The 25579-nt window shown below is 74.1% G+C and carries 17 protein-coding genes; 2 read left to right on the top strand and 15 right to left on the bottom strand.

Features of this window, described 5'->3' with window-relative positions:
- Nucleotides 1–13: 13 nt before the first annotated feature.
- Nucleotides 14–172: a hypothetical protein gene (locus tag ACIBST_RS37365; protein ID WP_397178287.1), complete on the top strand. Its 159-nt coding sequence runs from the start codon at nt 14–16 to the stop codon at nt 170–172.
- Between the two features lie 16 nt (nt 173–188).
- Here ACIBST_RS37365 and ACIBST_RS37360 read toward each other — a convergent pair whose 3' ends face one another.
- The 10 genes from ACIBST_RS37360 to ACIBST_RS37315 all read right to left on the bottom strand — a co-directional run bounded on the left by ACIBST_RS37360 (nt 189) and on the right by ACIBST_RS37315 (nt 8119).
- Nucleotides 189–500, bottom strand: coding sequence for a GNAT family N-acetyltransferase (locus ACIBST_RS37360; protein ID WP_397178286.1), 312 nt, complete (start codon nt 498–500; stop codon nt 189–191).
- 32 nt (nt 501–532) lie between these two features.
- On the bottom strand, nt 533–1354 hold the full coding sequence (locus ACIBST_RS37355) for a class I SAM-dependent methyltransferase (protein ID WP_397178285.1): 822 nt from the start codon (nt 1352–1354) through the stop codon (nt 533–535).
- Between the two features lie 4 nt (nt 1355–1358).
- Nucleotides 1359–1994, bottom strand: coding sequence for a TetR family transcriptional regulator (locus tag ACIBST_RS37350; RefSeq protein WP_397178284.1), 636 nt, complete (start codon nt 1992–1994; stop codon nt 1359–1361).
- A 93-nt stretch (nt 1995–2087) separates the two neighbouring features.
- Nucleotides 2088–3260: a hypothetical protein gene (locus ACIBST_RS37345; RefSeq protein WP_397178283.1), complete on the bottom strand. Its 1173-nt coding sequence runs from the start codon at nt 3258–3260 to the stop codon at nt 2088–2090.
- Nucleotides 3257–3766 (bottom strand): SigE family RNA polymerase sigma factor, encoded by a 510-nt coding sequence (locus ACIBST_RS37340; RefSeq protein WP_397178282.1) that lies wholly within the window; start codon nt 3764–3766, stop codon nt 3257–3259. Before ACIBST_RS37340 ends, ACIBST_RS37345 begins: the two co-directional genes overlap by 4 nt.
- A 97-nt stretch (nt 3767–3863) precedes the next feature.
- Complete coding sequence (locus ACIBST_RS37335) at nt 3864–5060, bottom strand: hypothetical protein (RefSeq protein ID WP_397178281.1); 1197 nt, start codon at nt 5058–5060, stop codon at nt 3864–3866.
- Nucleotides 5057–5581 carry an RNA polymerase sigma factor gene (locus ACIBST_RS37330; RefSeq protein ID WP_397178280.1) on the bottom strand — a complete coding sequence of 175 codons (525 nt, stop codon included), beginning with the start codon at nt 5579–5581 and terminating at the stop codon, nt 5057–5059. The genes ACIBST_RS37335 and ACIBST_RS37330 overlap by 4 nt, the downstream gene beginning before the upstream one ends.
- Nucleotides 5582–5634: 53 nt before the next feature.
- Nucleotides 5635–6465 (bottom strand): patatin-like phospholipase family protein, encoded by an 831-nt coding sequence (locus tag ACIBST_RS37325; RefSeq protein ID WP_397178279.1) that lies wholly within the window; start codon nt 6463–6465, stop codon nt 5635–5637.
- Nucleotides 6466–6524: 59 nt separating this feature from the next.
- Nucleotides 6525–7067, bottom strand: coding sequence for a GNAT family N-acetyltransferase (locus ACIBST_RS37320; protein WP_397178278.1), 543 nt, complete (start codon nt 7065–7067; stop codon nt 6525–6527).
- Between the two features lie 62 nt (nt 7068–7129).
- The gene (locus ACIBST_RS37315; RefSeq protein ID WP_397178277.1) at nt 7130–8119 is read right to left on the bottom strand and encodes a LuxR C-terminal-related transcriptional regulator; all 990 of its coding nucleotides are present in this window, start codon (nt 8117–8119) and stop codon (nt 7130–7132) included.
- A 119-nt stretch (nt 8120–8238) separates the two neighbouring features.
- Between ACIBST_RS37315 and ACIBST_RS37310 the strand changes: the two genes are divergently transcribed.
- Nucleotides 8239–9363, top strand: coding sequence for a WD40/YVTN/BNR-like repeat-containing protein (locus ACIBST_RS37310; protein ID WP_397178276.1), 1125 nt, complete (start codon nt 8239–8241; stop codon nt 9361–9363).
- Nucleotides 9364–9425: 62 nt separating this feature from the next.
- On the opposite strand, the gene ACIBST_RS37305 is transcribed toward ACIBST_RS37310, so the two are convergent.
- From ACIBST_RS37305 to ACIBST_RS37285, 5 genes are all read right to left on the bottom strand, one after another.
- Nucleotides 9426–10367: a threonine/serine dehydratase gene (locus ACIBST_RS37305; RefSeq protein ID WP_397178275.1), complete on the bottom strand. Its 942-nt coding sequence runs from the start codon at nt 10365–10367 to the stop codon at nt 9426–9428.
- On the bottom strand, nt 10364–18661 hold the full coding sequence (locus ACIBST_RS37300) for an amino acid adenylation domain-containing protein (RefSeq protein ID WP_397178274.1): 8298 nt from the start codon (nt 18659–18661) through the stop codon (nt 10364–10366). Before ACIBST_RS37300 ends, ACIBST_RS37305 begins: the two co-directional genes overlap by 4 nt.
- Entirely contained in the window at nt 18658–23337 is a 4680-nt protein-coding gene (locus ACIBST_RS37295; protein WP_397178273.1) for an amino acid adenylation domain-containing protein, read from the bottom strand. Before ACIBST_RS37295 ends, ACIBST_RS37300 begins: the two co-directional genes overlap by 4 nt.
- 1279 nt (nt 23338–24616) lie before the next feature.
- The gene (locus tag ACIBST_RS37290; RefSeq protein ID WP_397178272.1) at nt 24617–25096 is read right to left on the bottom strand and encodes a tetratricopeptide repeat protein; all 480 of its coding nucleotides are present in this window, start codon (nt 25094–25096) and stop codon (nt 24617–24619) included.
- Between the two features lie 97 nt (nt 25097–25193).
- Nucleotides 25194–25553 (bottom strand): hypothetical protein, encoded by a 360-nt coding sequence (locus tag ACIBST_RS37285; RefSeq protein WP_397178271.1) that lies wholly within the window; start codon nt 25551–25553, stop codon nt 25194–25196.
- Nucleotides 25554–25579 lie beyond the last annotated feature (26 nt).

The following is a 25579-nucleotide window of genomic DNA, read 5'->3' as shown; positions in this document are numbered from 1 at the left end:
GATCATCGACCCGGTGCTGGCCTCGATCCGCGACGAGTGCGGCGACGCGACGATCCTGGCGGTGCCGCCCAAGGACACGATGGTCTACCTCGCCTTCTTCCCCACCCGGCACGTGGCGGCCGTCTCCGAGCAGTCAGGGACGATCCGGCCGATGCACTGCTCGGGGCTGTGACCCCCGGCGGGCGCGGTCAGGCACCGAGCTCCAGTTCCCCGCCGTCCTCGGGGGAGCGGCGGGCGAGCATCAGCGTGCCGATGAGCCGGTCCGTCGTGTTGTCGGCGATGACGTAGTCGCCGGGGCCGGACGCCGCGCCGCCGGCGAGCACCGTGTCGAAGCGCCGCTCGACCTCGCTCCTCGGCCGCGGGCCGCCGATGTGAGCCTGCACCTCAGGATCGGTGGAGAGCTCGACGAAGCCCTCGCGGTCGGCCTCGCGCAGCGCGCGGCGCAGCAGCAGCCGTTCCGAGGTGATGTCCGCCGCGGACAACGTGGGCATCTGCTTCATGAGCGCCTGATCAGCCGGGCCGGGGCCGCCCCTCAGAAGCGGTAGTGCTGGACGGCGGTGCCCTTGCGGGACAGGGACGTGCTCCAGGCGGTCAGCCGGCTCGCCAGCCGGGTCGTCCACGGGTAGCCGGCGACCTCGGGCTCGCGGGTCAGGAAGATCTCGCGCACCAGCCTCAGCCGGGGCTCCAGGCGCACGATGTCCTGCGGCGTGTCGTATCCGGGGGACTTCAGGAAGGGGGCGACGGACCGGGTGCCGGGGTACTTCCTGGCCGCCCACACGTGGAACCTCGTGTAGCCGTTGAAGCAGATCTCGCCGGCGGGGAAGTGGCGGATGAGCCGGTCGAGCAGGGTGGCCAGCTCCTCCTGCGACAGGAACCCGATCAGGCCGTCGGCGACGATCACGGCCGGCCGGTCGCGGGGCACCTCGTCCAGCCAGCGGGGGTCGTTGAGGTCGCGGCCGATGACGTGGGCGTGCGGACGATCCGGCAGCAGACGGCGCCGGGCCTCGGCCACGCCGGGCAGGTCGACGTCGTACCAGTCGACGGTGGGGGGCGGGTCGACGCGGTGGACGCGGGTGTCGAGCCCGGCGCCCAGGTCGAGCCCGACCGCATGGGGACGGCCGGCGACGAACCGCCGCACGATGTCGTCCATGACCAGGGAGCGGTGGGCGATGCCCACGACGGGGCTGACCGAGAGCTTGAACCGGGCGGTGTCGAGGTCGAGCTTTCTGGCCAGGTCATAGGCCGTCCGGTCGCGCAGGATCGGGTGCTCGGCCCGGTAATCGAGCGCCTTGCCGGCCAGGGTGAGCCAGAGCGTGTTCTCCAGCGGGGTGAGGCCGGGGAGGGGCGTGGTCATCGTGTCAGTCCTCTTCGTGAGGTGAGTCGTCGAGGGCGGCCCTGGCCGCGTTGAGGGCGGCGTCGTCGGTGAACAGCCCGTGGGTGTAGAGCTCCAGCGTGGGCAGCGCCAGGCGGCGCAGCACGTCGGGGCCGAACTGCTCGTGACCCAGCGCCCGCGCCAGGGACGGCGGCATGGTGAGCGTGGCCACGCTGTTGAGCACGGTCAGCACCGCCAGCGCCCGCACGTCGCAGGACGGCCGCATCGAGCCGTCGGCGATCCCGGCCCGCAGGACCTGCTCCGACTCCGCCACCAGCGTCTCGACGAACGTGGCCGCGGCGGGCGTGTCCTCCTCGATCGCGCGCAGCATGTAGCGCACCTGGAGGCGGTACTCCTCCGGGTTGGACAGGTACTCGCGGAAGAGGTCCTGCATGCCGCTCGGGCGGGCGCCGCCGGCCTGCCGGACCAGGATGGCCAGGACGTGCTCGTCGCAGGCGCTCCGGAGCTTCTCCTTGCTGCCGAAGTGGTGGATGACCAGGGCGGGGCTCACCCCGGCGGTCGCCGCCACGGCGCGCAGGTTCGTCCTGCCGAAGCCGTCGCGGGCGAAGTGCGCGATGGCCGCGTTGCGGATCTTGGCCTGAGCGGTCAGGTCTGAACACATGTTCAGTAGACTAAACAGATGTTCAGCGTCTGGCAAGCGGCACGGGAGAGCCCCGTGCCGGAGACGGCACGGGGCTCGGGGCGGGCGGCGGACCTAGTTGCGGCGGGTGAGCACCCACTGCCAGGTCTCCTCGCCGCCGCGGTCGCGGCTGCCGGTGAGCTGGATCATCCGCTCGCCGTCGGCGCTCGCCAGCGCCAGGCCGTTGTCGAACTCGTTCTTGCACGCGCCCGCGCAGCCCAGCACCACCACGTTGTCGTCGTCGGCCCAGGCCAGGTGCTGCAGCACGAGCTGCCGGCCGGGCACCGACGGCGGCAGGTCGCGGTCCAGCGTCAGCCTGCCGTCGGGCGAGACCTTCGACCAGCCCGAGTAGTCGATGTACCGGTCGCCGGGCGGGCCGTCCCGGCGGGCGCCGTCGAGACCGAGCCACAACCTGTCGGGCATGGTGTCGGTGGGCTCCCAGAGCATGGACCCGTCCAGGCTCCAGCCGAGGTCCTGGCGCGCGTTCATGTTCCCGGGGTTGCCGACGCGGTCCAGCGACGGCAGCGGGTGGTAGGCGGCCTGGCCGGTGGCGACGTCGATGACGTAGAAGCCGATCCGGGGCTGGACGAGCTCCTCGACGGTGTAGGCGTCCTTGCCCACCCGCTTCCGGCTCTGCTCCGGATACTTCGAGTACGCCGTGGCCAGCACCCTGGTGCCGTCCGGCGACCAGACCAGCGAGCCGACGTCGTGCTCCAGGTCGATCCAGGCCAGGGCCTGCCGGGTGTTCATGTCGACGATCCCCACCCGCCTGCCGATCCGCTCGCCCTGGAGCACCGCCGCGAGCTGGAGCCCCGGCGCCACGTCCAGCCAGGCCCACGGCGTCCGCTCGTAGCCGTCGGAGCGGGGGTCGTACAGGTACCAGGTGCGCCGCATGCGCTCGCCGCCGTCGTCCGCCTTCTCCAGCCAGGTGGTGAAGTAGGCGGACACGGCCACGTTCCCGGCCGCCACGAACTTCTTCGGCGGCGCGTTCTCGACGTCGGCCCGCACGTCCGTGGACGTCACCGAGGGATGAACGGGCACGGTCACCCCGTTCGCCGGGCGCACGGTCGTGCTCCGGCCGTGCAGCCCGGCGGCCAGCACCGCCACGACGACCGCCAGCCCGGCGGCCAGCGCCACCGCCATGACCGGCGGCCGGGCACGCCGCCGTAGCGCCCGGTCGGCCAGGTCGTGCGGCACCCGCACCTCGCCGGCCCACTCCTCCATGGTGTCGCGCAGCAGCCGGTTCATGTGGTGACCTCCAGTTCCGCAGCCAGTTCCGGGGCGATCTGCCGCAGCCGGGCGAGCGACCGGAACGTGGTGCTCCGCACCGTGCCGACCGAGCAGGACAACAGGGCGGCGATCCGGTCCTCGGGCAGGTCCTCGAAGTAGCGCAGCACCAGCACGGCACGCTGCCTCGGGGTGAGCCGGGCCAGGGCGGCGCGCAGCACCATGCGCAGGTCGCTCTGGTGCGTGCCGTCGGCCCCCGGCCGGTCGGGCGGCTCGGCCTGGACCACCTCGCCGCGCCGCCCGATCGCGCGCCACCAGCTCACCTGCTGCCGGTACATGATCTGCCGGACGTACGCCTCCGGCGCGTCCACCTGCCGCCACCGCGCCGCCAGCTTGGCCAGCGCGGCCTGCACGAGATCCTCGGCCGCGTGCTGGTCGCCGCCGCTGAGCATGAACCCGAGCCGCATCAGGGCAGGCGAGCGCGCGGAGACGAACTCGCGGAAGCCTTGCTCGTCCGCAGGGTCCACGACCACCTCCAAACGTGTGAATGACACCCCTGAGACGCGCGCGGGGCACTCCCGCTATGCCTGTCCGGCCGGACGATTCCCGGGCCGCCGCCCACGCTCAGCGGCCGGCCGCCTTCAGGTCGATCACCACCTGGGTGTCCTGCGCCGTCCGGAACCAGACCACGTCCTCCTGGGTGTGCAGCGTGGGCGGGGCCTTCTCGCCCCGGCGCGTCGGCACGGGGAAGAGCAGGCCGGTGCGCCCGGCGGCGACGTCGTGCAGGGCCAGGGCGCGGCCGCCGCCCGCGTCCCCCTGGTTGAGCAGGACGAAGCGGCCGGAGATGAGCGTTGTCGAGGCGTTCCCCGGCAGGTCGCGGCGGTCCGTCCCGTCGCGCCGCCAGGCCGTCGTCCCATTGATGCACCACACCGGGCCGCAGTCGGTCCACGACGAGCGCTTCCTGGCCGCGACCGCGTTCCTGGACCGGCCGGTGAGCACGTTCTTCAGGTGCTCCAGCGGCCGGGCGACGGGATGGTCGACCCCCGGGTCGCGCACCGGCCATCCGGCCCACGGCCACTCGACCAGGTAGTAGCCCTTCGTCCCGGTGATCAGGGACACGTTCCCGCCCTTGAGCGGGGCCCGGTAGACGCCCCCGTCGGGGGGCGACCACACGGCCATGCCGCCCGCGACGGCCAGCTTCCTGATCCCGCTGTAGGAGTTGTCGCTGGACAGCACGGCCCTCAGCGCCGCGATCCGCTGCGGCACGCCCCCGGCGACGGGCACCGCCCAGATCTCCGACCGGTCGTCCCGGACGGCCGACCACACCAGGTAGCCGTCGCCGAAGACCAGCGGCTCGTTCGCGACCTTGACGTCCTGCAACTGCGCGACCTGGGTGAACGCGCGCTTGTCGAGGTCGTACGACCAGATGCCGTCGAGCCGGTTGCCGGTGAGCCCCCGGCCGGCCACCACCCGGTCGGCGACGAACACGTCCGGCTTGAAGACCCGGCCGCCGGGGCCCGTCACCGGGATCTCGTGCACCGCGCCCGGCCACACCTGCCGGACCGGCGGCGACAGGCGGCCCGCGGCGGCCGCCGGCGGGGCCGCGGCGGACGGCGGCGCGGAGCCGATCGTCCGGGTCCCCAGGACGGTGACGCCCACCACGGCGGCGGTCGCGGTCGCCACCGCCACCGGCGCCCACCACCAGCGGGCCGCCACCCGCCCCCGGCGCGGCGACGGCGCGGCCCTCGGCAGCCCGTCGTCCTGCACGGTCTCGGCCCTGGCCGCCATCGCGTCCCTGAGCCGGTCCTCGATCGTGGTCATGCTCGGCCTCCCAGCTCGCGCTCAAGCCGCTCCAGGGCTCTGGAGGCGGTGGACCGTACCGTGCTCTGCCGCAGGCGCGTCGCCTCGGCGATGTCGGCGTCGGACAGGTCGAGGTAGTAACGCAGGACGAGAACCTCGCGCTGCCGTGCGGGCAGGCGGCTGAGCGCCGCCAGCATCTCCTGCCGCGCCTCGCCCAGGAGCGCGGTCGTCTCGGCCGAGTCCACCGGGTCCTCCCGCCGCCGCAGGAACGCCCGGGCGGCGACACTCCGCCTGCGCAGCAGCGAGCGCGCGGCGTTCAGCACGCAGACCCGCACGTACGACAGGGTGAGCGTGGCCGGGCTCTTGCCGTGCAACCTGGAGAAGACGTCCTGGACGACGTCCTCCGCGCTCTCCCGATCGCCCACGAGCAGCAGGGCCAGGCGGACGAGGGCGAGCCGGTGCTCCCGGTACAAACCGGCCACCACCGCGTCGGCGGCGCCGGCCGGCGGCGGGGACGCGCGGGCGACGATCTCAACATTCATGCATAGGGAACGCGCGCCCGCCCCGATCCGCTGCGCGACGGGCACGCCCCGGTTCAGGCCGGGGCGGAGCGGCCCGGCAGGTACGGCCCGACCAGGTCGGCGACCCCGGCGGACTGGCGGCGTCCCTCCAGGTAGACCCGCCCCCACCGGCTCCGGTCGCCGAGGTCCGGGCCGAACGCCTCCAGCGCCGCCCGGTCGGGCACGATCCGCACGCCCCGCTCGACCTCCGGGCCCGGGAACAGGTGCCCGAGCGGCTCGACCAGGACGATCGCGCCCGCGCCCGCGGCGAGGTGCGCGTTGGACCCGCCGCCGAGCGCACCGTCCATGTACCGGCGGGCGCCGACGGTGATCGGGACGGCGTGGCCGGGCGCGGCGCTGCTGGCGGCGACCGCGGCGTGGAGCGGGACGCCGCTGTCGCCGCTCCAGACCACCGGCTCGCCGCTGACGGCGTCCACGGCGGTGATCAGCAGCGGGCGGCCGGGCCAGGAGCCGGTGCCGACGAGCCGCCGCATGGCGGTCAGGTGCTCCTCCTCCGGCAGCGCGTCGGCCTCCAGGGCGAGCGCGCCGGCCTGGCGCAGCGCCTCCCGCGGGTCGGCGCCGGGCGCGTTGAGCATCTGCAGGACGCGCGGCATCACGGTCGGGTCCCCGGCCCGCCGGCCAGGGGGCGCGGGCGGCAGGTCGGCGAGCTCGTCCAGGTCTCGTCCGGTGGCCAGGGCGGCGGCGGCGATCGCGCCCGCCGAGGTGCCGACGAGCAGCTCGGCGTCCGGCAGCTCCACGCCCGCCGCGCGCAGGCCCGCCGCCAGGCCGAGCAGCCAGGCCGTGCCCACCGGACCGCCCGGCCCCAGGACGACGGCGACGTCGGACGCGCTCGCTGTGAAGATCATGCCCCCGATGCTACAAGGCGGCGTCCGGCGCGGACCGTGCCGTTCCGGGGGCCGGCCGGCTAGTCCCGCGAGGCCGGCTCCCACTCCTGGGCCAGGAGCCCGAGCAGCACCTGGTCCAGGAACTCGCCCAGCACCCAGGCGGAGGAGCGCAGCACGCCCTCGCGGACGAAGCCATTGCGCTCGGCCGCACGCAACATCGCCACGTTGTCGGCCAGCGTCTCGATCTGCAGCCGATGCAGGCCGCGCAGCACGAAGCCGTAGTGGCACAGCACCGCCACCACGTCGGTGCCGTAGCCCTTGCCCCGGCAGGACGGCAGCAGCCCCAGCCCGATGTGCGCGGACCGGTGGTGGGTGTCGATGCCCCACAGCGTCGCCGTGCCGACGAGCCCGCCGCCGTCGAGCTCCACCACGGAGAACGGGACGACCGCCGCCACGGTGTCGTCCACCACCAGCCGAGAGTCCTGCGTGCCGGGCGTGACCGGCCGCCACGGACGGTTCCCGGCCCGCGAGGAGTAGACCGGGTCGTCGTGGAGCTCGGCCCGCAGGATCGGGATGTCGTCCTCGTGGCGGGCCCGCAGCCCGACCTTGCCGCCCTTCAGCATCTGAGCTTCCTATCCGTCCGGGCCGGGCGGGCGCAAACGATTTCGCGCGGGCGGGACGGCGGTCAGGCGTCCAGGTCGTACCAGCCGCGGCGGGCCGCCAGCAGGCCGGCCTGGAAGCGGGTGCGGGCGCCGAGCCGGTCCATCAGCTCGCTGACCCTGCGGTGCACCGTGCGCAGGCTCACCCCGAGCTGGCGGGCGACCGCCTCGTCCTTGAGCCCGGCCGCGAGCAGCGTGAACAGCTCGGGGTCCGGCATGTCGGCCGGGCGGGAGCTCGCGTCGTAGAGCGGGAGCGGCAGCGCCGCCCGCCACAGGACCTCGAACAGCGCGACCAGCGCGTCGAGCAGCGACGAGGAGTGCACGATGACCGCGCTGCCGGAGTGGGCCGAGGCGTCGGCGTTCAGCGGCAGGATGGCGGTCCTGCGGTCGGCGATGGCCAGCTTCATGGGCACCTCGGGGCTCACCCTGGCCTGCTCCCCGGCCGCCGCCGACTCCTGGGCGAGACGGAGCTTGCCGGGGATCTCCAGGGCCGAGGCGTCGTAGATGCCGCGCACCACGAGGCCGTGCGCGAGGCGTTCCATCTCGGGGGCGTTCTGCTGGGAGGGGTCCTGGGCGTACGGGGGCCGGTCGAGCACCAGGAGCTCCTCGGTCGCGGTCTGCTGCAACTGGGTGAACCGCTGCACCACGGCCGCCTGCCCCTGGACGACCTCGACCAGCTCCTCGGGGGCCAGGTTCTCCGTCCGCGGCGTCTCGGCCAGCAGCGCGAGCGCGGCCAGCCTGGCCTGGGCCAGCCCCTCCTCGCGGCGGGAGATGAGGGCGGCCACCGCCACGTCCGGCCTGGTCGGGACGTACCGGACCGGGCGGCCGGCCATGCGGCTGACCAGGCCGAGCGCCTCCAGCCGGGAGCACGCCCGGCGCAGGGCCACGGTGGTGCGGCCGGTGTGCGCGGCCAGCTCGGGCAGCGTGGTGCGCGGCCGGCGCAGCAGGGTGCGGTAGATCTGCTCGTCCTCGGCGTCCACGCCGACGGCGGCGAGGGCGTTGTCGTCCGCGTTCATGATCGAACAGTTTGTCAGATACCTGCCATGGCGTGAACCAGCCGCGGGCAGACCTAGCCTGAGCATCGCATTCACCGATAGGAACGAACGCGTACCAGATTCCTGTCGGGGAGGCAGTGTTGAAGAAGGCGTTCACCATCGGGCTCGCGACCGCGTTGACGGTCCTGTCGGCCGCCGCGCCGGCCATGGCGAGGAGCACCGGCGAGGGTTTCGACGGCACGGGCTGGAGCCGGCCGGTCTGCCAGACGGTCGCCGGTGACGGCTCTGTGACCTACGCGTGGAACGACGGCAAGAAGATCGCGTCCACCAGCAAGGTGCTCGGGCCCGTTGTCTACACCACCGGGCTGGTCGCGCTCGACCGTCCGAACCAGTTGCTGGCCATGTCCAACAGGCAGTTGCTGGCCTCCAAGGACGCCGGCTGCACCTGGAACGCGGCCGGCGAGGTCAAGGGTTCCTTCGTCGAGCTGGTCGCCGCCCAGGGCGGCCGGGCCTACGCCTGGGACCGCGACGGCAACCTTGCGCTCGCCACGCCCGAGGGCGTCACGCCGCTCACCGGGCCGGGCGGCGACCTGATCGGGATCGGCGTGGACCGGGGCGACGGCGACCGCCTGCGGGCGTCCGACCTGCAGGGCCAGCTGCACGAGTCGCGGGACGGCGGGCGCACCTGGCAGCCCGCCGGCGTGCCGGCCTGGTCACCGAGCGACACCCGCATGTCCTACACGGCGGTGTTCGACCCGCAGAACCTGGACCACGTGGTGCTCGGCGCCTCCGACACCGGCGCCCGCGTCACCTTCGACGGCGGCCGCACCTGGGCCTCGGCCGAGGGGCTGGCCGGGAACGGCGAGCGGGTCAACGTGTTCAGCGCCGCGATCTCCCCGGCCGCCGGGAACGTCGTGTGGGCGATGGGGCTCAACCTGGCGGAGCTGGACGCCGGCGTGCCGTCCGGCGGGCGGCACATCTACCGCTCCGACGACGGCGGCCGCACCTTCACCCCCGCCGTGGACCAGGACGCGGTGGTGACGATCCCCAACGGGCCGCTGCTCGCCCCGCACCCGAAGGACGCCGACGTCCTCTACTTCGACTTCGGCACCGGATGGTCGGCGATCGGCACGGACATCTACAAGTACGAGTCCCGCAAGGACCGCGTCACCGTCAACCACAACGCCTACGACCGGGTCACCTCCATCGCCTTCAACCCCGCGCACCCGAGCGTGATGTACATGGGGGTCTCCGAGGAGGCGTAGCGGCCGTCCCCGCCCCTCGCGTCCCATGGTGGTCCCGCGACCATGGGACGCGAGGGCGGGGGTCACTCCGCCTGCCGGGCCGCCGGCTGGAGGGCGGGCGCCACGTTGCCGCCGGAGACGATCGCCACGACCGGCCCGTCCGGCAGCAGCGACTGATGGGCCAGGTAGGCGGCGGTGGTCACGGCCCCGCTGGGCTCGGCCCGCTCGCCCAGCCGGTCCCACAGCAGGCCGGCGGCGGCGTCGATGTCGTCCTCGCCGACGGTCAGCATGTCGTCCACGTACCGGTGGATGTGCTCCCAGGCCAGCTCGCCCAGGACGGGGCCGCGCAACCCGTCGGCCCTGGTGCGGTAGGTCAGCTCCACCGGCCAGGCCGTACGGCTGCCGCTGCGGAAGCTGGCCGCGCCGTCGGCGGCGAGCTCGGGCTCGACCCCGATCACGGTGATCGCGGGGTCGGCGGCCTTGGCCGCCACCGCGACGCCGGCCAGCAGGCCGCCGTTGCAGACCGGCACCAGGATCGTGCCCGCCTCAGGAAGGTCGAGGACGATCTCCGCCCCGGCGCTGGCGTGCCCGGCGATCACGTCGAAGTCGTCGGACCGCACGACGGTCGCCCCGAGATGGTCGGCCAGCGCCAGGCAGGTGATCTCGCGCAGCGCCGGCGGCACGATGACCACCTCGGCGCCGAGCCCGCGGGCGGCCTCCACCTTGAGCTCCGGCGCGGTGTCGGGCAGGACGACGGTGGCCCGCAGGCCGTGCCGGGCGGCGGCGTAGGCGATGGCCTGAGCGTGGTTGCCCGAGGACTGGGCCACGACGTGCGTGATGCCCCGCCCGGCCAGCCGGGCCACCGCGTTCGCGGCGCCGCGCACCTTGAACGAGGCGGTGGGCTGCCGGTTCTCCGGCTTGAGCCACAGGCGTTCGCCGGGCAGCCGCAGCAGCGGCGTGCGCCGGACGAACGGGGCGATGCGGTCCGCGGCGGCCCGCACGTCGGACGCGGATACCAAGATCATCCGTTCAGCACCTTCTCCTGGATCGCGTTCAGGTCGGCGGCGGCCTCCGAGGGCGGCGCCGCGTCGGGGATGAGGTCCTCGATGTGGTGCAGCTGCCGGTGACGCAGCCCGAGCAGGCCCCAGACCACCAGCAGGACGCCGCTGGCCAGCAGCACCGCCGCGGCGCCGCCGCCCGGCCGGGAGGTCAGCGGCTGCGCCCACTCGGCCAGCGGACCGGCCGACAGGAAGCCCAGCGGCTGCATGGCCGTGGCCAGCATGACGTTCACCGCCAGCACCCGGCCCTGCAGGTCCGGCCCCACCTTGGTCTGGATGACCGACAGCCAGTGCGCGTTGCCGATGCTCATGCACGCCAGCCGGACGAACAGGCCGACCGCGACCAGCCCCACGACCGGCCACGCGCCCATCAGGACGACACCGACCCCGGACCCGATCACGAAGGCGATCATGCCGGTCGCCCGGCGGCGGCTGCCGCCCCACACCAGGATCACGCCCGTGCCCGCCGCCACGCCGAGACCTCCGGCGGCCGTCACCACGCCCAGATCGGCCGAGCTGCCGATGGACAGCACGATCGGGGTGATGAGCACCCACATCAGCGCGGTGCAGAAGTTGACCACCGCGAAGAAGACCGCCATCACCAGCAGCGGCCGCCGCCGCCGGATGAAGCGCCATCCGCCGCTCAGCGCCGCCCGGAAGCTCTCCTCCCGCCGGTGGAACAGCCGGTCCGGGAACCTGACCGCGAGCAGCGTCCCGACGCCGATCGCGAACGTGGCCACGTCGATGGAGATCACGGCCGACAGCCCGAACAGGCCGATCAGCGCCCCGCCCGCGAGCGGGGCCACCACGTTGCCCGCGCCGAACCCCAGGTTGGCCATGGCGTTGGCCTGCGGCAGGTACGGCTTGGGCACCAGCTGCGCGATCGCGGCCAGGTAGGCGGGCTGATGGAACGCCGTGACCATCGAGGTGACGGCGACGATGAGACAGACGTTCCACAACTCCAGCCGGCCGGTCGCCATCAGCAGCACCAGCGCCCCCATCGCCACACCCGACAGGGCGTCGCAGGCGAGCATGATCCGCCGCCGGTCCACCCGGTCGGCCAGCGCGCCGCCGAGCGGGGTGAGCAGCACGGCCGGGATCTGCGCCAGCATCGTGACCAGCGCCAGGTCCAGGATCTCGCCGCTGCGCTGGTAGGCCCAGATGCCCAGCGCGAAGGCGCTGAGCGCGTTGCCCACCGCCGACGCGAACTGACCGCCGGCGACGGTGTAGAACGAGCGCAGGCCGGTCCGGTCAGGCGCGCGCACCGGATCCGGGAGCTCGCCGTCCGACCAGCGCCGTAGCTGGTCGAACAGCAGGGCGGCCAGCGGCTCGGCCTGATGGCGCAGGAAGTAGTGACCGGCCCTGGGCAGCACCGCGCGTCCCACCCTCGTCGCGAAGGCGCCCCATTCGGCGTAGCGCTCCTCGTGCAGCTGGGTGGCCCGGTCCCGCTCGCCCACCAGGCACAGGATCGGCGCGGCCAGCCGCGGGCCGCCGGCGGCCAGCTCCCGGGTGAACCACTCCTGCGCCTGCGTGGAGTCGTGGCGCATGGCGCGCACCGCGGTCGCCTTGGCGGCCTCGTCCATGTCGTCGAGCAGGCCGCCCGACGCCCGCAGCGCGTCGCGGAACAGCCGGTCGGAGACCAGACGGTCGCCGCGGAACAGCTTCCTGGCCAGGCCGGGCAGCCGCGCGGACGGGAGACTGCCCGCCGCGATCACGCCCAGTACCGGCACGCCGTCGGCCTCCAGCCTGCGGGCCAGCGCCACGGCCGGCGCGGAGCCGACGCAGTGGCCGTACACGGCCACCGGACGGCTGGTCGAGGACTTCGCCACTTCGGCGGACAACGCCTCCACCAGGTCCTCCAGGGGCAGTGGCAGCTCCTCGGGCCTGGCGGGGTCGTGGCCGGGCAGCTCGACCGACAGCACCTCCACCCGGTCCCCGAGCGCGGCCGCCAGCGGCTGGTACACCGCCGCGGAACCGCCGCCGTACGGCACGCAGAGCAGGGTGAACTCGCTGGCCGGGCCCCCGCCGAGCCGGTGCAGCAGCCCCGCGCCGCCGTCCTGGCCGAGGAAGGCGGCCAGCTGGGCGACGGTCGGCCGGGTGAACAGGTCGATCACCCGCAGGCCGCGGCCGATCTCCTTGACCGCGCGGACGGCGGCGAAGGAGTCGCCGCCGAGCGCGAAGAAGTCGTCGTGGGCGCCGATCTCGGCCACGTCGAGCACCTTCGCCCACGCCTGGGCCACCAGCCGCTCGGCCGCCGTGCTCGGCGGCACGAAGGCGGTGACTTCGGGCTTGGGCTCGGGGAGGGCGGCTCGGTCGATCTTGCCGTTGGGGTTGAGGGGGAGGTGGTCGAGGGTGACGATGTGGGCGGGGACCATGTAGTCGGGCAGCCGTTCGCGCAGCGCCGAGCGGACCGCCGGGACGTTCGGCGTGGCGGGGGTGACCCAGGCGGCCAGTTGCCTGGCCTTGCCCTCGCCGACGGGCAGGACGACGGCTTCGGCGATCTGGGGGAGGGCTCGCAGGGCGGTCACCACTTCGCCGAGTTCGACGCGGTAGCCGCGCACCTTGACCTGGTCGTCCACCCGGCCGCGGAACTCGATCTGCCCGTCGGCGGTGAGGCGGAGCACGTCGCCGCTGCGGTAGCAGCGTCCCTGCCCGGTCAGCGGGTCGGGGACGAACCGTTCGGCGGTCAGCTCGGGCCGGCCGATGTAGCCGCGGGTGACCCCGGGGCCGCCGACGACCAGCTCCCCGGGCACGCCGGGCGGCACCGGCCGCATTCCGGCGTCCACCAGGTGGCCGTACACGCCGGGCAGCGGACGGCCCAGCGGCACGATGCCGGTCCGCCGGTCGGCGGGGATCTCCTCGGTGTCGCACACCAGGCAGATCATCGTGGACTCGGTGTGGCCGTAATGGCTCTGGATCCTGAGCTCGGGACGGGCGGCGCGGGCCCGCTCCACCAGGTCCCACGGGCACGCCTCGCCCGCCAGGACCAGCAGCCGGCCCGGCAGCACGGCGGCCAGGTCGCCGCCCGAGGCCAGCAGCTCCAGGTGACTCGGGACGCACTTGACGACGTCCACCCGGTGCTCGGCCAGGTATCCGGCGAACGCGGCCGGGTCCATCGCGGTCTCGCGCGGCACCAGGTGCACCGTCCCGCCGGTGGTCAGCGCGCCGAACACGCAGGTCAGGCCGAAGTCGGCCGCCGGTGTGGAGACCACGGCGAACGACCCGCCGGGGACGTCGATGCGGGGCAGCATCCCGTTGAGGTAGCCGAGCACGTTGCGGTGTTCGGCGGCCACGGCCTTGGGAGTGCCGGTGGAGCCGGAGGTGAAGATGACGTGGTGCAGGTGTTCCGGTCGCACCGCGCTTTCCGGCCTGGTTTCCGGGAGGTCGGGCAGTCGGTCCAGTTCCAGGACCCGCACGTCCGGGCCGAGACGGTCGGTGAACTCCGACATTGTGATCACGGCTCGGACTCCGGCGGCGTCGAGCATCGCGGCGATCCGCGCCGCCGGATAGGTCGGATCCATCGGCAGATATCCGCCGCCGGACTTCTGGACGCCGAACAGCGCGCTCGCCAAGGAGGCGCCGGGCTCCAGCAGCACGCCGACGGGTTCGTCCGCGCGCACCCCGGCCTCGATCAGCCAGTGCGCGATGCGGTTGGCGGAGGTTTCCAGTTCGGAGTAGGTGAGGCTGCGGTCGGCGCCCACGACGGCGGGCGCGTCCGGGGTGGTGTCCACCCAGTGTTCGATCAGGTGGTGCACGGCCTGGCCGGGCGCGTCCACGGGCGTGGGTCCGGCCAGGACGGGCCCGGTCACCGGCTCCAGCGGCACCGCTCCGACCGGCGCGTCCAGGTCCGACAGCATCCCGTCCAGCAGGGCGAGGTACCAGTCCACCAGCCTGCGGACGGTCGCCTCGTCGAACAGGTCCGTGCGGTAGCCGAAGCCGCCGCGCAGAGGCGACCCGGGGCCGCTGTCGAGCACGTACAGGTCCAGGTCGAACTTCGCCGTCCGCTCGGGGAGCTCGATGGAGGTCGCCTCCAGGCCGGGCAGCTCGGGACGTCCCTGGTCGGGGATGTAGTTGAGCATCACCTGGAACAGCGGGGTGGCGGCCAGGTTGCGTTCCGGCCGCAGCCGGTCCACCACCCGGTCGAACGGCGCTCCCGCGTGGGCGAGCGCGCCCAGCGCGGCCTCCTTGACCCGGTCCAGCAGCTCCCGGCCGGTCGGGTCGCCGCCCAGGTCGGTGCGGACCACGACGGTGTTGATGAAGCAGCCCACCACGCCCTCGGTGTCGGGATGGTCCCGTCCGCTGACCGGCACGCCGACCGCGATGTCGTGGACCGCCGACAGCCGCGCGAGCAGCGCCTGCAACCCGGCCAGCAGCACCATGAACGGCGTCATGCCCGGCGCCGACCGCACCTTGGCCGCCAGCTCCCCCGGCAGCTCGACCTCCAGCGAGGCCCCCGCCGGGTCGGCCACCGCGGGCCGGGGACGATCCGTCGGCAGGTCGAGCACCGGCGGCAGCCCCCGCAGCCGTTCCGCCCACCAGTCCAAATCGGCCAGGGCCGGGACGGGCGCCACCTCCGCGTACTGGGCGAGCGGCGGGCCCGGCGGCGGGCGCAGTCCCAGCCGGGCGGCGTACAGCGCCGACAGCTCCGACTGCAGGAGGCCGCGCGTCCAGGCGTCCGTGGCGATGTGGTGGAAGGTGAGGGAGAGCACGTGCTCCGCGTCGCCGACGACGAACAGGACCGCCCGCATCGGCGGCTCCCGGTCCAGCGCGAACGGCGTGGCGAGCTGCTCGGCCACCGCCCGTTCGACCTCGGAACGGTCGATGGTCACGGTGGTCACCGGCACCTCCGCGGCCGGTCGTACCTCCAGGACCGGTTCGGCGCCGGTGGCGACGATCACGCTGCGCAGCACCTCGTGCCGCTCGGCCAGGTCCCTGACCGCGCCCAGCAGCGCGTCCGCCCGCAGCGGCCCGCGCAATCCCAAGGTCATCGGGACGTTGTAGGCCGTGCCGTCCGGCTCAAGCTGGGCGAGGAACCACAGCCTGGCCTGGGCGCCGGACAGCGGCGCCGGGCCGTCCACGCGCTCGCGTCGCGCCACCGCCGCCGAGGCGGGACGGGGCAGCGCGGCGGCCAGGTCGGCGAGCACGGAGTGCTCGAAGAGCAGCCGCACCGGTACGGCGACGCCGAGCTGCTCGCGCAGGCGGCCCGCCACCCGGGTGGCGGCGAAGGAGTGCCCGCCCAGCGTGAAGAAGTCGTCGTTCGCCCCCACCTGCTCCACGTCGAGCACTTCGGCCCACGCCTGGGCCACCAGCCGCTCCGCGGCCGTGCTCGGCGGCACGAAGGCCGCCGCCTCCTGCTGCGGTTCGGGGAGGGCGGCTCGGTCGATCTTCCCGTTCGGATTGAGGGGAAGCCGGTCGAGCGCGACGACGTGGGCGGGGACCATGTAGTCGGGCAGCCGTTCGCGCAGCGCCGAGCGGACCGCTGGGACGTTCGCCGTGGCGGGGGTGACCCAGGCGGCCAGTTGCCTGGCCTTGCCCTCGCCGATGGGCAGGACGACGGCTTCGGAGATCTGGGGGAGGGCTCGCAGGGCGGTGACGACCTCGGCGAGTTCGACGCGGTAGCCGCGCACCTTGACCTGGTCGTCGACCCGGCCGCGGAACTCGATCTGTCCGTCGGCGGTGAGGCGGAGCAGGTCGCCGCTGCGGTAACAGCGATCGTCGCCGGTCAGCGGGTCCGGGACGAACCGCTCGGCTGTCAGTTCGGGCAGCCCGATGTAGCCGCGGGTGACGCCGGGACCGCCGACGACCAGCTCGCCAGGGACGCCCGGCGGGACCGGCCGCAGCCGCGAGTCCACCAGATGGCCATGGACACCCGGCAGGGGACGGCCCAGCGGGACGATCCCGGTCCGGCGTTCCGCGGGGATCTGGTCGGTGTCGCAGACCAGGCAGATCATGGTGGATTCGGTGTGGCCGTAGTGGCTCTGGATGCGCAGGCCGGGTTTGGCGTTCTGGGCTCGTTCGACGAGGTCCCAGGGGCAGGCTTCGCCGGCGAGGATGAGAAGTTCGCCCGGCAGGACGGCGGTCAGGTCGCCGCCCGAGGCCAGGAGTTCCAGGTGGCTCGGGACGCATTTGACGACGTCCACCTGGTGGTGGGTGAGGTAGTCGGCGAACGCGGTGGGGTCCATCGCGGTCTCGCGCGGCAGCAGGTGGACGGTTCCGCCGGTGGTGAGCGCCCCGAACACGCAGGTGAGCCCGAAGTCGGCCGCCGGTGTGGAGACGACGGCGAACGACCCACCGGGGACGTCGATGCGGGGCAGCATCCCGTTGAGGTAGCTCAGGACGTTGCGGTGTTCGGCGGCGACGGCCTTGGGGGTGCCGGTGGAGCCGGAGGTGAAGATGACGTGGTGCAGGTGCTCGGGCCTGACGTCCACGCGGGGTCGCTCGGCGGGCAGGTCGGGCAGTCGGTCCAGTTCCAGGACCCGCACGTCCGGGCCGAGGCGGTCGGTGAACTCCGACACCGTGATCACGGCTCGGACTCCGGCGGCGTCGAGCATCGCGGCGATCCGCGCCGCCGGATAGGTCGGGTCCATCGGCAGGTATCCGCCGCCGGACTTCTGGACGCCGAACAGCGCGCACGCCAGGGAAGCCCCGGACTCCAGCAGCACGCCGACCGGCTCGTCCGCGCGCACCCCGGCCTCGATCAGCCAGTGCGCGACGCCATTGGCGGCGGACTCCAGCTCGGCGTAGGACAGGCTGCGATCCGCGCCCACGACGGCGGGCGCGTCCGGGGTGGTGTCCACCCAGCGTTCGATCAGGTGGTGCACGGCCTGGCCGGGCGCGACGGTGGGCGTGGGTCCGGCCAGGACCGGCCCGGTCACCGGCTCCAGCGGCACGGCCCCGACCGGCGCGTCCAGGTCCGACAGCATCCCGCCGAGCAGGGCGAGGTACCAGTCCACCAGCCTGCGGACGGTCGCCTCGTCGAACAGGTCGGTGCGGAATTCGAGCACGCCGTCGAACGCGTCCCCGCGATCCTCCAGCGTCAGGTTGAGGTCGAACTTGGCCGTCGGCGACGTCAGCCGTTCGGCCACCACCTCGACCCCGGGCAGGCTCACCGGCGTGACGCTGTCGTACACGTTCAGCATCACCTGGAACAGCGGGGTGACCGACAGGTTCCGCTCCGGCTGCAACCGCTCCACGATCCGCTCGAACGGCGTGCGGCTGTGGGCGAAGGCGTCCAGCGCGGTCGTGCGGGCGCGGGCCAGCAGCTCGCGGCCGGTGGGGTCGCCGCCGACGTCGGTACGCAGCACCAGGGTGTTGAGGAAGCAGCCCACCACGCCCTCGGTGTCGGGATGGTGCCGTCCGGCGTGCGGGACGCCCACCGCGATGTCGTCGCTGCCGGCCAACCGGCCCAGCAGCGCCTGCAACCCGGCCAGGAAGACCATGAACGGCGTCGTCCCGGCGGTGGCCCGCACCCTGGCCGCCAGCTCCCCGTGCACCTCGAAGCCGACCGTGCGCCCGCTCCACGCCGGCACGGCGGGCCGTGGCCGGTCGGTGGGCAGGTCGAGCACCGGGGCCAGCCCGGCCAGCCGCCGCGTCCACCAGTCCAGGTCGGTCTCGCCGGCCGTCTCGTGCGCGTTCTGGCCGGCCTCCCAGGCGGCGACGTCGGCGTACTGCAGGGCCGGCGGCTCCGGCCGGGGGCCGGCGCCGAGCCGGGCCGCGTACAGCGCCGACAGGTCGCGCAGCAGCACCTGCTCCGACCAGGCGTCGGTCACGATGTGGTGCAGGACCAGCACGAGCACGTGGTCGTCGGCGCCGAGCCGGAACACCGTGGCCCGCATGGGCGGCTCGGCGTCCAGCCGGAAGGGCCGCCAGGCCTCGGCCCGCAGCTCCCGCTCCAGCGACTCGGGGGTCACCTCCACCACGCTGACAGGCACCCCGGCGGCCGGCCGCACCCGCCGGCCCTCGACGACGCCGCGCAGCACCCAGTGCCGCTCGCCCACGTCGGCCAGCGCGCCGGTGAGGGCGTCGAGGTCCACCGGCCCGCGCAGCCGCAGCGCCTGCGGCACGTTGTAGGCGGGGGAGTCCGGCTCGAGCTGGGCCAGGAACCACAGCCGCTCCTGGAGCGGGGACAGCGGCATGTCGGCGGCCGACAGAGCCGGAATGCCCGCCGGAGCGGCCTCCTCAAGGGTCTCGGCCGCGGCCCGCGCCGCCGCGAGCCGGGAACGGAGCAGGTCGGCGACCCGGTCCCGCTGCACCTCGGTCATGCCTCCACCCCGCCCGTCAGGTCGGCGAGCAGCAGCTCTTCCAGGCCGGCGGCGAAGTCGGCGAGCACCGGACGGTCGAACAGCAGCCGCACCGGCACGGCGAGCTGCAGGACCTCGCGGAGCCGCCCGGCCACGCGGGTGGCGGCGAAGGAGCTGCCACCCAGGGCGAAGAAGTCGTCGTCGGCCCAGACAGCCGGACGGCCGAGCACCGCCGACCAGATCGAGGCGACCATGATCTCGGCGTCGGAGGCGGGCGCGACCCGTTCGGCCCGCGGGCCGTCACCGGGCTCGGGCAGGGCGTCGCGGTCCACCTTGCCGCTGGACAGGGTGGGCAGGGCGGCCAGCGCCACCCACCGCCGCGGCACCATGTGGTCGGGCAGCCGGGCGCGCAGATGTCGTTCCACCGCCGCCGGATCGGCCGTCTCCGGCGTGACGTAGCCGACCAGGTGGGCTTGGGCGCCCGTGCCGGACACGGTCACCGCGCCCTGGGCCACCTCGTGCAGCACGGCCTCGACCTCGCCCAGCTCGATGCGGTAGCCGCGGACCTTCACCTGGTGGTCGCGGCGGCCGTGGAACTCCAGCGTCCCGTCGGGCCGCCGGCGCGCGAGGTCCCCCGTCCGGTAGCACCTGCCGCCGGGGACGAAGGGATCCTCCACGAATCCGGACAGCCCCGGACGGTTCCGGTATCCCCGGGCCACGCCCGCGCCGCCCAGCAGCAGTTCGCCCACCGCGCCCGGCGGCAGCAGCCGCAGCCGCGAGTCGACGACGTAGGCCCGCTCGCCGGGCATCGGCGAGCCGATCGGCACCGGGCCGGGCTCGCCGGCGGACACGCGGTGCATGGTCGAGGTGACGGTGGCCTCGGTGGGGCCGTAGGCGTTCCACAGCTCGCCGGCCCGCGCCAGGATCTCCGCCGCCAGGGCCGGGTCCAGCGCCTCGCCGCCGGTGACCGCGCGCAGCTCCGCGTCGCCGGTCCAGCCGGCCTCGATCAGCATCCGGTACGCCGTCGGCACCAGGTCGAGCACCGTGGCCTTGGCGGCCGCCTCGGCCAGCGCGTGACCGTCCCTGGCGGTGGCCCTGTCCACCACCACGCTGGTCCCGCCGCAGGTCAGGACCGTCCACAGCTCGGAGGCTGCGGCGTCGAACGTCAGCGGCGCCACGGCCGGCTGCACGTCGTCCGGGCCCACGCGCAGCGCGGCCGCCGTGCCCGCCACCAGGGCGGCCAGGTTCGCGTGGGTGACCTCGACGCCCTTGGGCGTGCCCGTCGAGCCGGAGGTGTACATCACGTACGCCAGGTCGCCTGGCCGGACCTCGGGCAGCTCGGCGCGGCCGTCCAGCTCCAGCCGGTCGAGGTCCAGGACGTCGAGCCCCGGCACGCCGCCCCTGGCCAGCACGACGCGGGCCCCGGCGTCCTCGGCCAGCAGCCGCAGCCGCTCGGCCGGGTGCTCGGGATCCATCGGCAGGTAGGCCGCGCCCGCCCGCCACACCGCCAGCAGGACGGCGGGCATCAGCCGGTCGCGCGGCAGGCAGACGCCGACGACGTCCCCCGGCGCCACGCCGCGCTCCAGCAGCGTCGCCGCCGCCCGGTCGGCCCAGTCGTTCAGGTCGGCGAAGCTCAGCGACGTGCCGTCGGGGCCGACCACGGCCGTTCCCGTGGTGTGGGCCGCGATCGACCGCGGCACGGTCGGCAGCGGCCGCGGCAGCTCCGGCCCGGCGGACAGCGCCAGCAGCGCGGCCCGCTCGTCCGGGGTGACGAGCTCCAGCTCCCGGCCAGGGTCCGTCATGGCGTGCCGGAGCATGGCGATCAGGCGGTCCGCGTACGCCTCGGCGCGGCCTCGATCGAGCAGCGCGGTGGCGTACTCCAGGTGCAGCTCGCCGCCGGAGGCGGTGCGGTTGACCAGCACGCTGAGCTCGTGACCGGCGGCTCCCGAACCGAGTTCGGTGAGCAGTTCCAGGCCGTCCACGCGCACGGGGACCTCGCTGTGCTGCATGGCCAGCAGCACGGCGGCGCGGGGCAGCTCGGCGGGCGGGATCTCCTGGTGGATCAGCGCCCGCGTGGTGGCGTCCGCGGCCTGGCGCACCAGGTCGCGGAAGGTCGCGGCCTCGCCGGTACGCAGCCGTACCGGCACGGTGTCGACCAGCGGGCCGACGACCTCGGCGAGCTCGGCGCCGGCGCGGCGCGCCGCGACCGCGCCGATCAGCGTGTCCGGCTCGGCGCCGGCCAGGGCGAGCCCGGCCAGGTAGACCGCGAACGGGGTCGCGCCGCACCGCCTGGCCAGCGCGGACACGCCGGTCACGAACTCCTCCGGCAGCGGCCTGGTCACCCGCGCCGCCGTCAGGTCGGCGGGCGCAGGAGGCGTCACCGGCGCGCCCGACAGCTCCCGCTGCCAGAACTCGCGCAGCCGCGGCAGCTCCGGATGCCCCTCCTGCTCGCGCACGGCCACGTCGCCGACCTGGACCGCGGGCCCGGCCACCGGACGTCCGGCCAGCCCGGCGGCCAGCTCGTCCATCAGGACGCCGACAGAGCCGCCGTCGAAGGCGAGGTGATCGGTCACGACCACGAGCTCGGCAACCGCCTCGCCGGTCCAGCACAGCTCGGCACGGACCAGCGGCACCTCGGCCGCCACGTCGAACACGTACGCGCCCGCGCGCCTGGCCACCCGCTCCGGGTCGGCCTCGGGGCCGTGCTCGCCGAACGGCACCGGAACCGGCGGATGCGTCACGGCGTACGGCACGCCGTCCTCGGCCACGGCGACGGTGCTGCGCAGCACCTCGTGCCGGGCCACGACGGCGTCCAGCGCCGCCCGCAGCGGCGCGGCGTCCCGCAGGCCGCTCACCCGCAGCCGGACCGACACGGTGGTGACCGGCTTGCCCGGATGGAGCTGCCGCAGGGTCCAGAACTCGCGCTGCATGCCGGTCAGCGGGTACATGCTCCGGCCGCCGTCCCGCCGCACCGGCTCCTGGACGGTCTCGCGCAGCCGGGACGCCAGCCCGGCCGCCGTGGGCTCGGTCAGGAACGCCGCCGGCGGCACGGTGTGCCCCAGCCGCCGCGACAGCTCGTTCACCACCCTGACCGCGGCCAGGGAGTGTCCGCCCAGGTCGGCGAAGCGGTCCAGCACGCCGATCCCGTCGAGGCCGAGCACCTCGGCGATGACGTCGGCCACCAGCCGCTCGTCGTCGGTCCGCGGCGCGACCGGCGCGGCGGCGACCAGCCGCGTGGAGCCGAGCCTGGGCAGGGCGGCGCGGTCGACCTTGCCGGTGGGGGCCAGCGGCAGGCTCTCGCCGACCCCGATCCGGGCCGGGACCAGGTGGCCGGGCAGCCGGTCGCCCAGCCACTCGCGCAGCTCGGGCTCGCTCACCCCGGTCGCGGCGACGTGGCCGACCAGGTGGGCGGTCCCGTCGTCGCCGGTCTGCGCGACCACAACGGCCCGCCGCACCGCGGGGTGGCCGCCCAGGACGGCCTCCACCTCGCCGAGTTCCACCCGGATGCCGCGGATCTTGACCTGGTCGTCGGCCCGGCCCGCGTAGCGCAGCTCGCCGTCCACCCGGCGGACCAGGTCGCCGCTGCGGTAGACGCGGACGCCGTCCGGGCCGGAGCCGAACGCGGGGGAGTCCACCCCCAGGTATCCGCGGGCCACCACGGGCCCGCCGATCCACAGCTCGCCCAGCTCGCCGTCCTGGACGGGCCGGCCCTGCGCGTCGCGCACCGACAGCACGGCCCCGGCCAGCGGCTCGCCGAGGGGCGGCTCGCCGTCGAAGTCGCGTCCCGCCTCGAAGAAGGTGCAGGCGGTGCTGCACTCCGTCGGGCCGTACATGTTGAGTACGCGCCGGACGCCCGGGTTGGCGTAGATCTGGCGGATCAGCGCGGCGGTCAGCGGCTCGCCGCCCGACACCACCGTACGCACCCCGGCCGGCAGCGGGTCGCGCAGCAGCACCGACAGCGCGGAGGGGACGCCGAAGACCGTCCTCACCTCGTCGCGGGCGGGCAGGGACGGCAGCGCGAGCAGGTTCTCCGCCATGATCACCGTGCCGCCGGCGACGAGCGGGACGAACAGCAGCATGATCGAGGCGTCGAAGCAGATCGACGCGCTGGCCAGCATGCCGCCCAGCTCCTCGGCGGTGTACGCCGACGCGCCCCAGGCCAGGAAGTTCATGGTGTTACGGTGCTCCACGACCACGCCCTTGGGGGTCCCGGTGGAGCCGGAGGTGTAGATCACGTACGCGGCGTCGGCGGCGTCTCCCGCGACGCCGGGCGCGTCCTCGCGCGGCGCGACGTCGTCCACGTGGACGACCTCCGCTCCCGTGAGGGCGGCCGTCGCCGCCTGCGCGGTCGCGGAGAGCACGGCGGTGACCTCGGCGTTCGCGGCCATGAACCGTAAGCGTTCGGCGGGGTAGGCGGGGTCGAGGGGAACGTAGGCCGCGCCCGCCTTCCACACGCCCAGGATCGCCGGGAGCAGCCATTCGCCCTGGTCCAGGCAGACGCCGACGTGGTGGCCGCGTCCGATGCCGCGGTCGAGCAGCGTGTGGGCGATGCCGTTGGCCGTGCGGTCCAGGTCGGCGTAGGTGAGGCGGGTGGTGCCGGCTATGACGGCGATGCTGTCAGGACTTTTCCTGGCTTGGGTGGATATGGCCTCGTGAACGCGTGTGCCGGCCCCCGGGCCTTTCACGTCGTCGGTCATGGTGTCTCCCCGTAAAACCCACCGCGATTGGCGGCAAATACGTACAAATTGCGCGATGAAGCATAATCCGCATGATCGCTTTGTCGAGAGCTTTCAGGGGCGCAGTTTGTTCGTCAGCGTGAATGACGTCAGGTAAGGGTTTCCGGTCAAAGTTCGGGGGATTCTGTGACTCTCGGTAGTGGGTGATCTCCGGGTGGCGAATTCGTGATCTGGGCTCGCGGGAGAAAGCCTGAGCCATGGGGTTGCGTCCGCCCTTTGGGCCTGCCGATGGCCTCCGGCGTGCGTCGGTAGGGGCGTACCGGCGAGGTGGCAGGTGTCGCGCCGATGAGGCCGTGGGATGCCGAGCCTTCTCAGGCAAGGTTCTGAGGGCTGCGGGCGTCGAGGGGTTCATGGCTGCTGAGGAACGACCGGCCCCGTGGGGTCGGAGCGGTCGAGGCCAGACATCCGGCGAAGAAAACCTGCGACCGAGCGTCCCGGTGGGTGGCGGCGTAAGGGCGGCCCCGGCAGAGGGGACGGGCGGCATGACCAAGCGGTACGGCGTGTAAGGCGGCGGCGGAGCGCGCGGTCGGCCGGCGCGGTGCGGCCCGGCGGCGCGATCGGGCGGTACGGCCGAGCGGGCGGGGATGTTGGGCGGCGCGGCGGCGGTATGGCAGGGCGGGGATGTCGAAGTGGGGCGGTGCGATCTGGCGGTGCACGGGTGAGCTGGGGGCGGGTGGCATGGCCCTGCGAGGAGCTGGTGCAGGTGTGTCAGGCTGGCGTGCCCCTTGCTGCCCCTACTCTCGCCGCGCCCGACGTTGGCGCACCCGTTTTTGCTGCACTGGCCGCGCACACCTTCGGCTCGCCCGACGGCCGCATGGAGCGGAGGTTCCCGCTCACCGGTTCTCGATTCTCCGCCCCTTGGTCCCCGCTCCCTGGCCCGCCCGCTTCCGGTTTGCCCGCCCCTGGGCCGCCCGGACTCCCTGTGCCGCCAGACTCCCCGACGGCCCTCGCGCCCAGGCTTCTGACCCCGCTGGCCTCCGAGCCTCCGGGTCCACCTGGCTCGCCGGGCTACCAGGCCCGCCTGGCGTCCGGGTGTACCGGTCCATCGGGCCACCGGGCCCGCCGAGTCCCTGCCTCCCCGGCCGCCGCCCGGGGGTGAGGTGTTCGGGTGCGGTGATGGACTCAAGTGATCTGGCGCCATTGTCGTCTGGGATCAGGGTGCGTTGATTTTTCGCTTTGTTGAGGAATTCGCCGAAGGGGGCCTGGGTATTCGGAGGGAAATGGTGCTTGGGAAATCGGTTCAGGGTTTTGTGGGGGGATTGTTGGAATTCAGGAGGTCGGCCAGGCGGTCCAGGCCGCCTTTGACGAGTCGGCCGTATCCGTTGTCGCCCAGTGCGCCGATTCCGGCTCGGGCCTGGTCGAGGTGGTGGCGGGCGCGGTCCAGGTCGCCCAGTTTGCGGTAGCACTCGCCCAGGTTCAGGTGCAGCGACGGGTACAGCGCCACCACCGGGAGCGCCACCCCGGCCTGCGCCACCTGTTCGTCGGTGACCCGGTCGGCGGCGGCGAGCGCGCGCAGGTCCCACACCAGCTCCTGGTCCACGTCGTCCTGGACGTCGGCCATCGAGTGGGCCAGAACGCAGACGTGCAGCGGATCGCCCTGCTCGCCGCCGATGTCGTCCCAGATCTGCGCGAACAAATCGCGAGCGGCTTCGGGCCGGCCTTGGTGGTGGTGTAAGTCCACCCCTTGGCCGATCCTGGCCATCGTCGGATCGGCGGTCATCGGCGCTCCTTCACTGTCGCGGGAAACAGCGGTCAGCGTACTTGTCGGGACCGAACCGGAGGGCCGTCGAGCCGGGACCGCGGTAATTCGGACGCTTTCACCCGCGCAGGAGACGTTCGAGGTGCGGCAGTTCCGCCTCGTGCGGGCGGCCTGGCCGGGTTTCCAGGAGCCGCCATCGGGTGGTGACCCCGTCCGGGCCGTCGAGCGTCCCCCGCGCCAGGGCGGCGTCGATGCGGGCCCGCACGTCGGACTCGGCCGCCGCCTCGGCCGCGAACAGGACCCGCACCCGGACGACGTCGCCCCGGCGGTCGGCGGCCGTGTGGTGCGCCGCGATCGGGCAGGGCGGCTCGTGCTCCCAGTGCCCGCACAGCGCCACGGTGATCGCCGCGCCGGGGGCGCGCACATCGCCGTCCGCGTCCATGACGATCGTCGCCTCATGGGCGAAACCAGTACGCACCCCTCCATGATTCACGTACGCGGACG

It is taken from the genome of Nonomuraea sp. NPDC049684 (genome assembly GCF_044465345.1).
Classification (GTDB): Bacteria; Actinomycetota; Actinomycetes; order Streptosporangiales; family Streptosporangiaceae; genus Nonomuraea.
The sequence above is the reverse complement of the archived record's forward strand: the minus strand, read 5'-3'. Positions and strand labels throughout refer to the sequence as shown.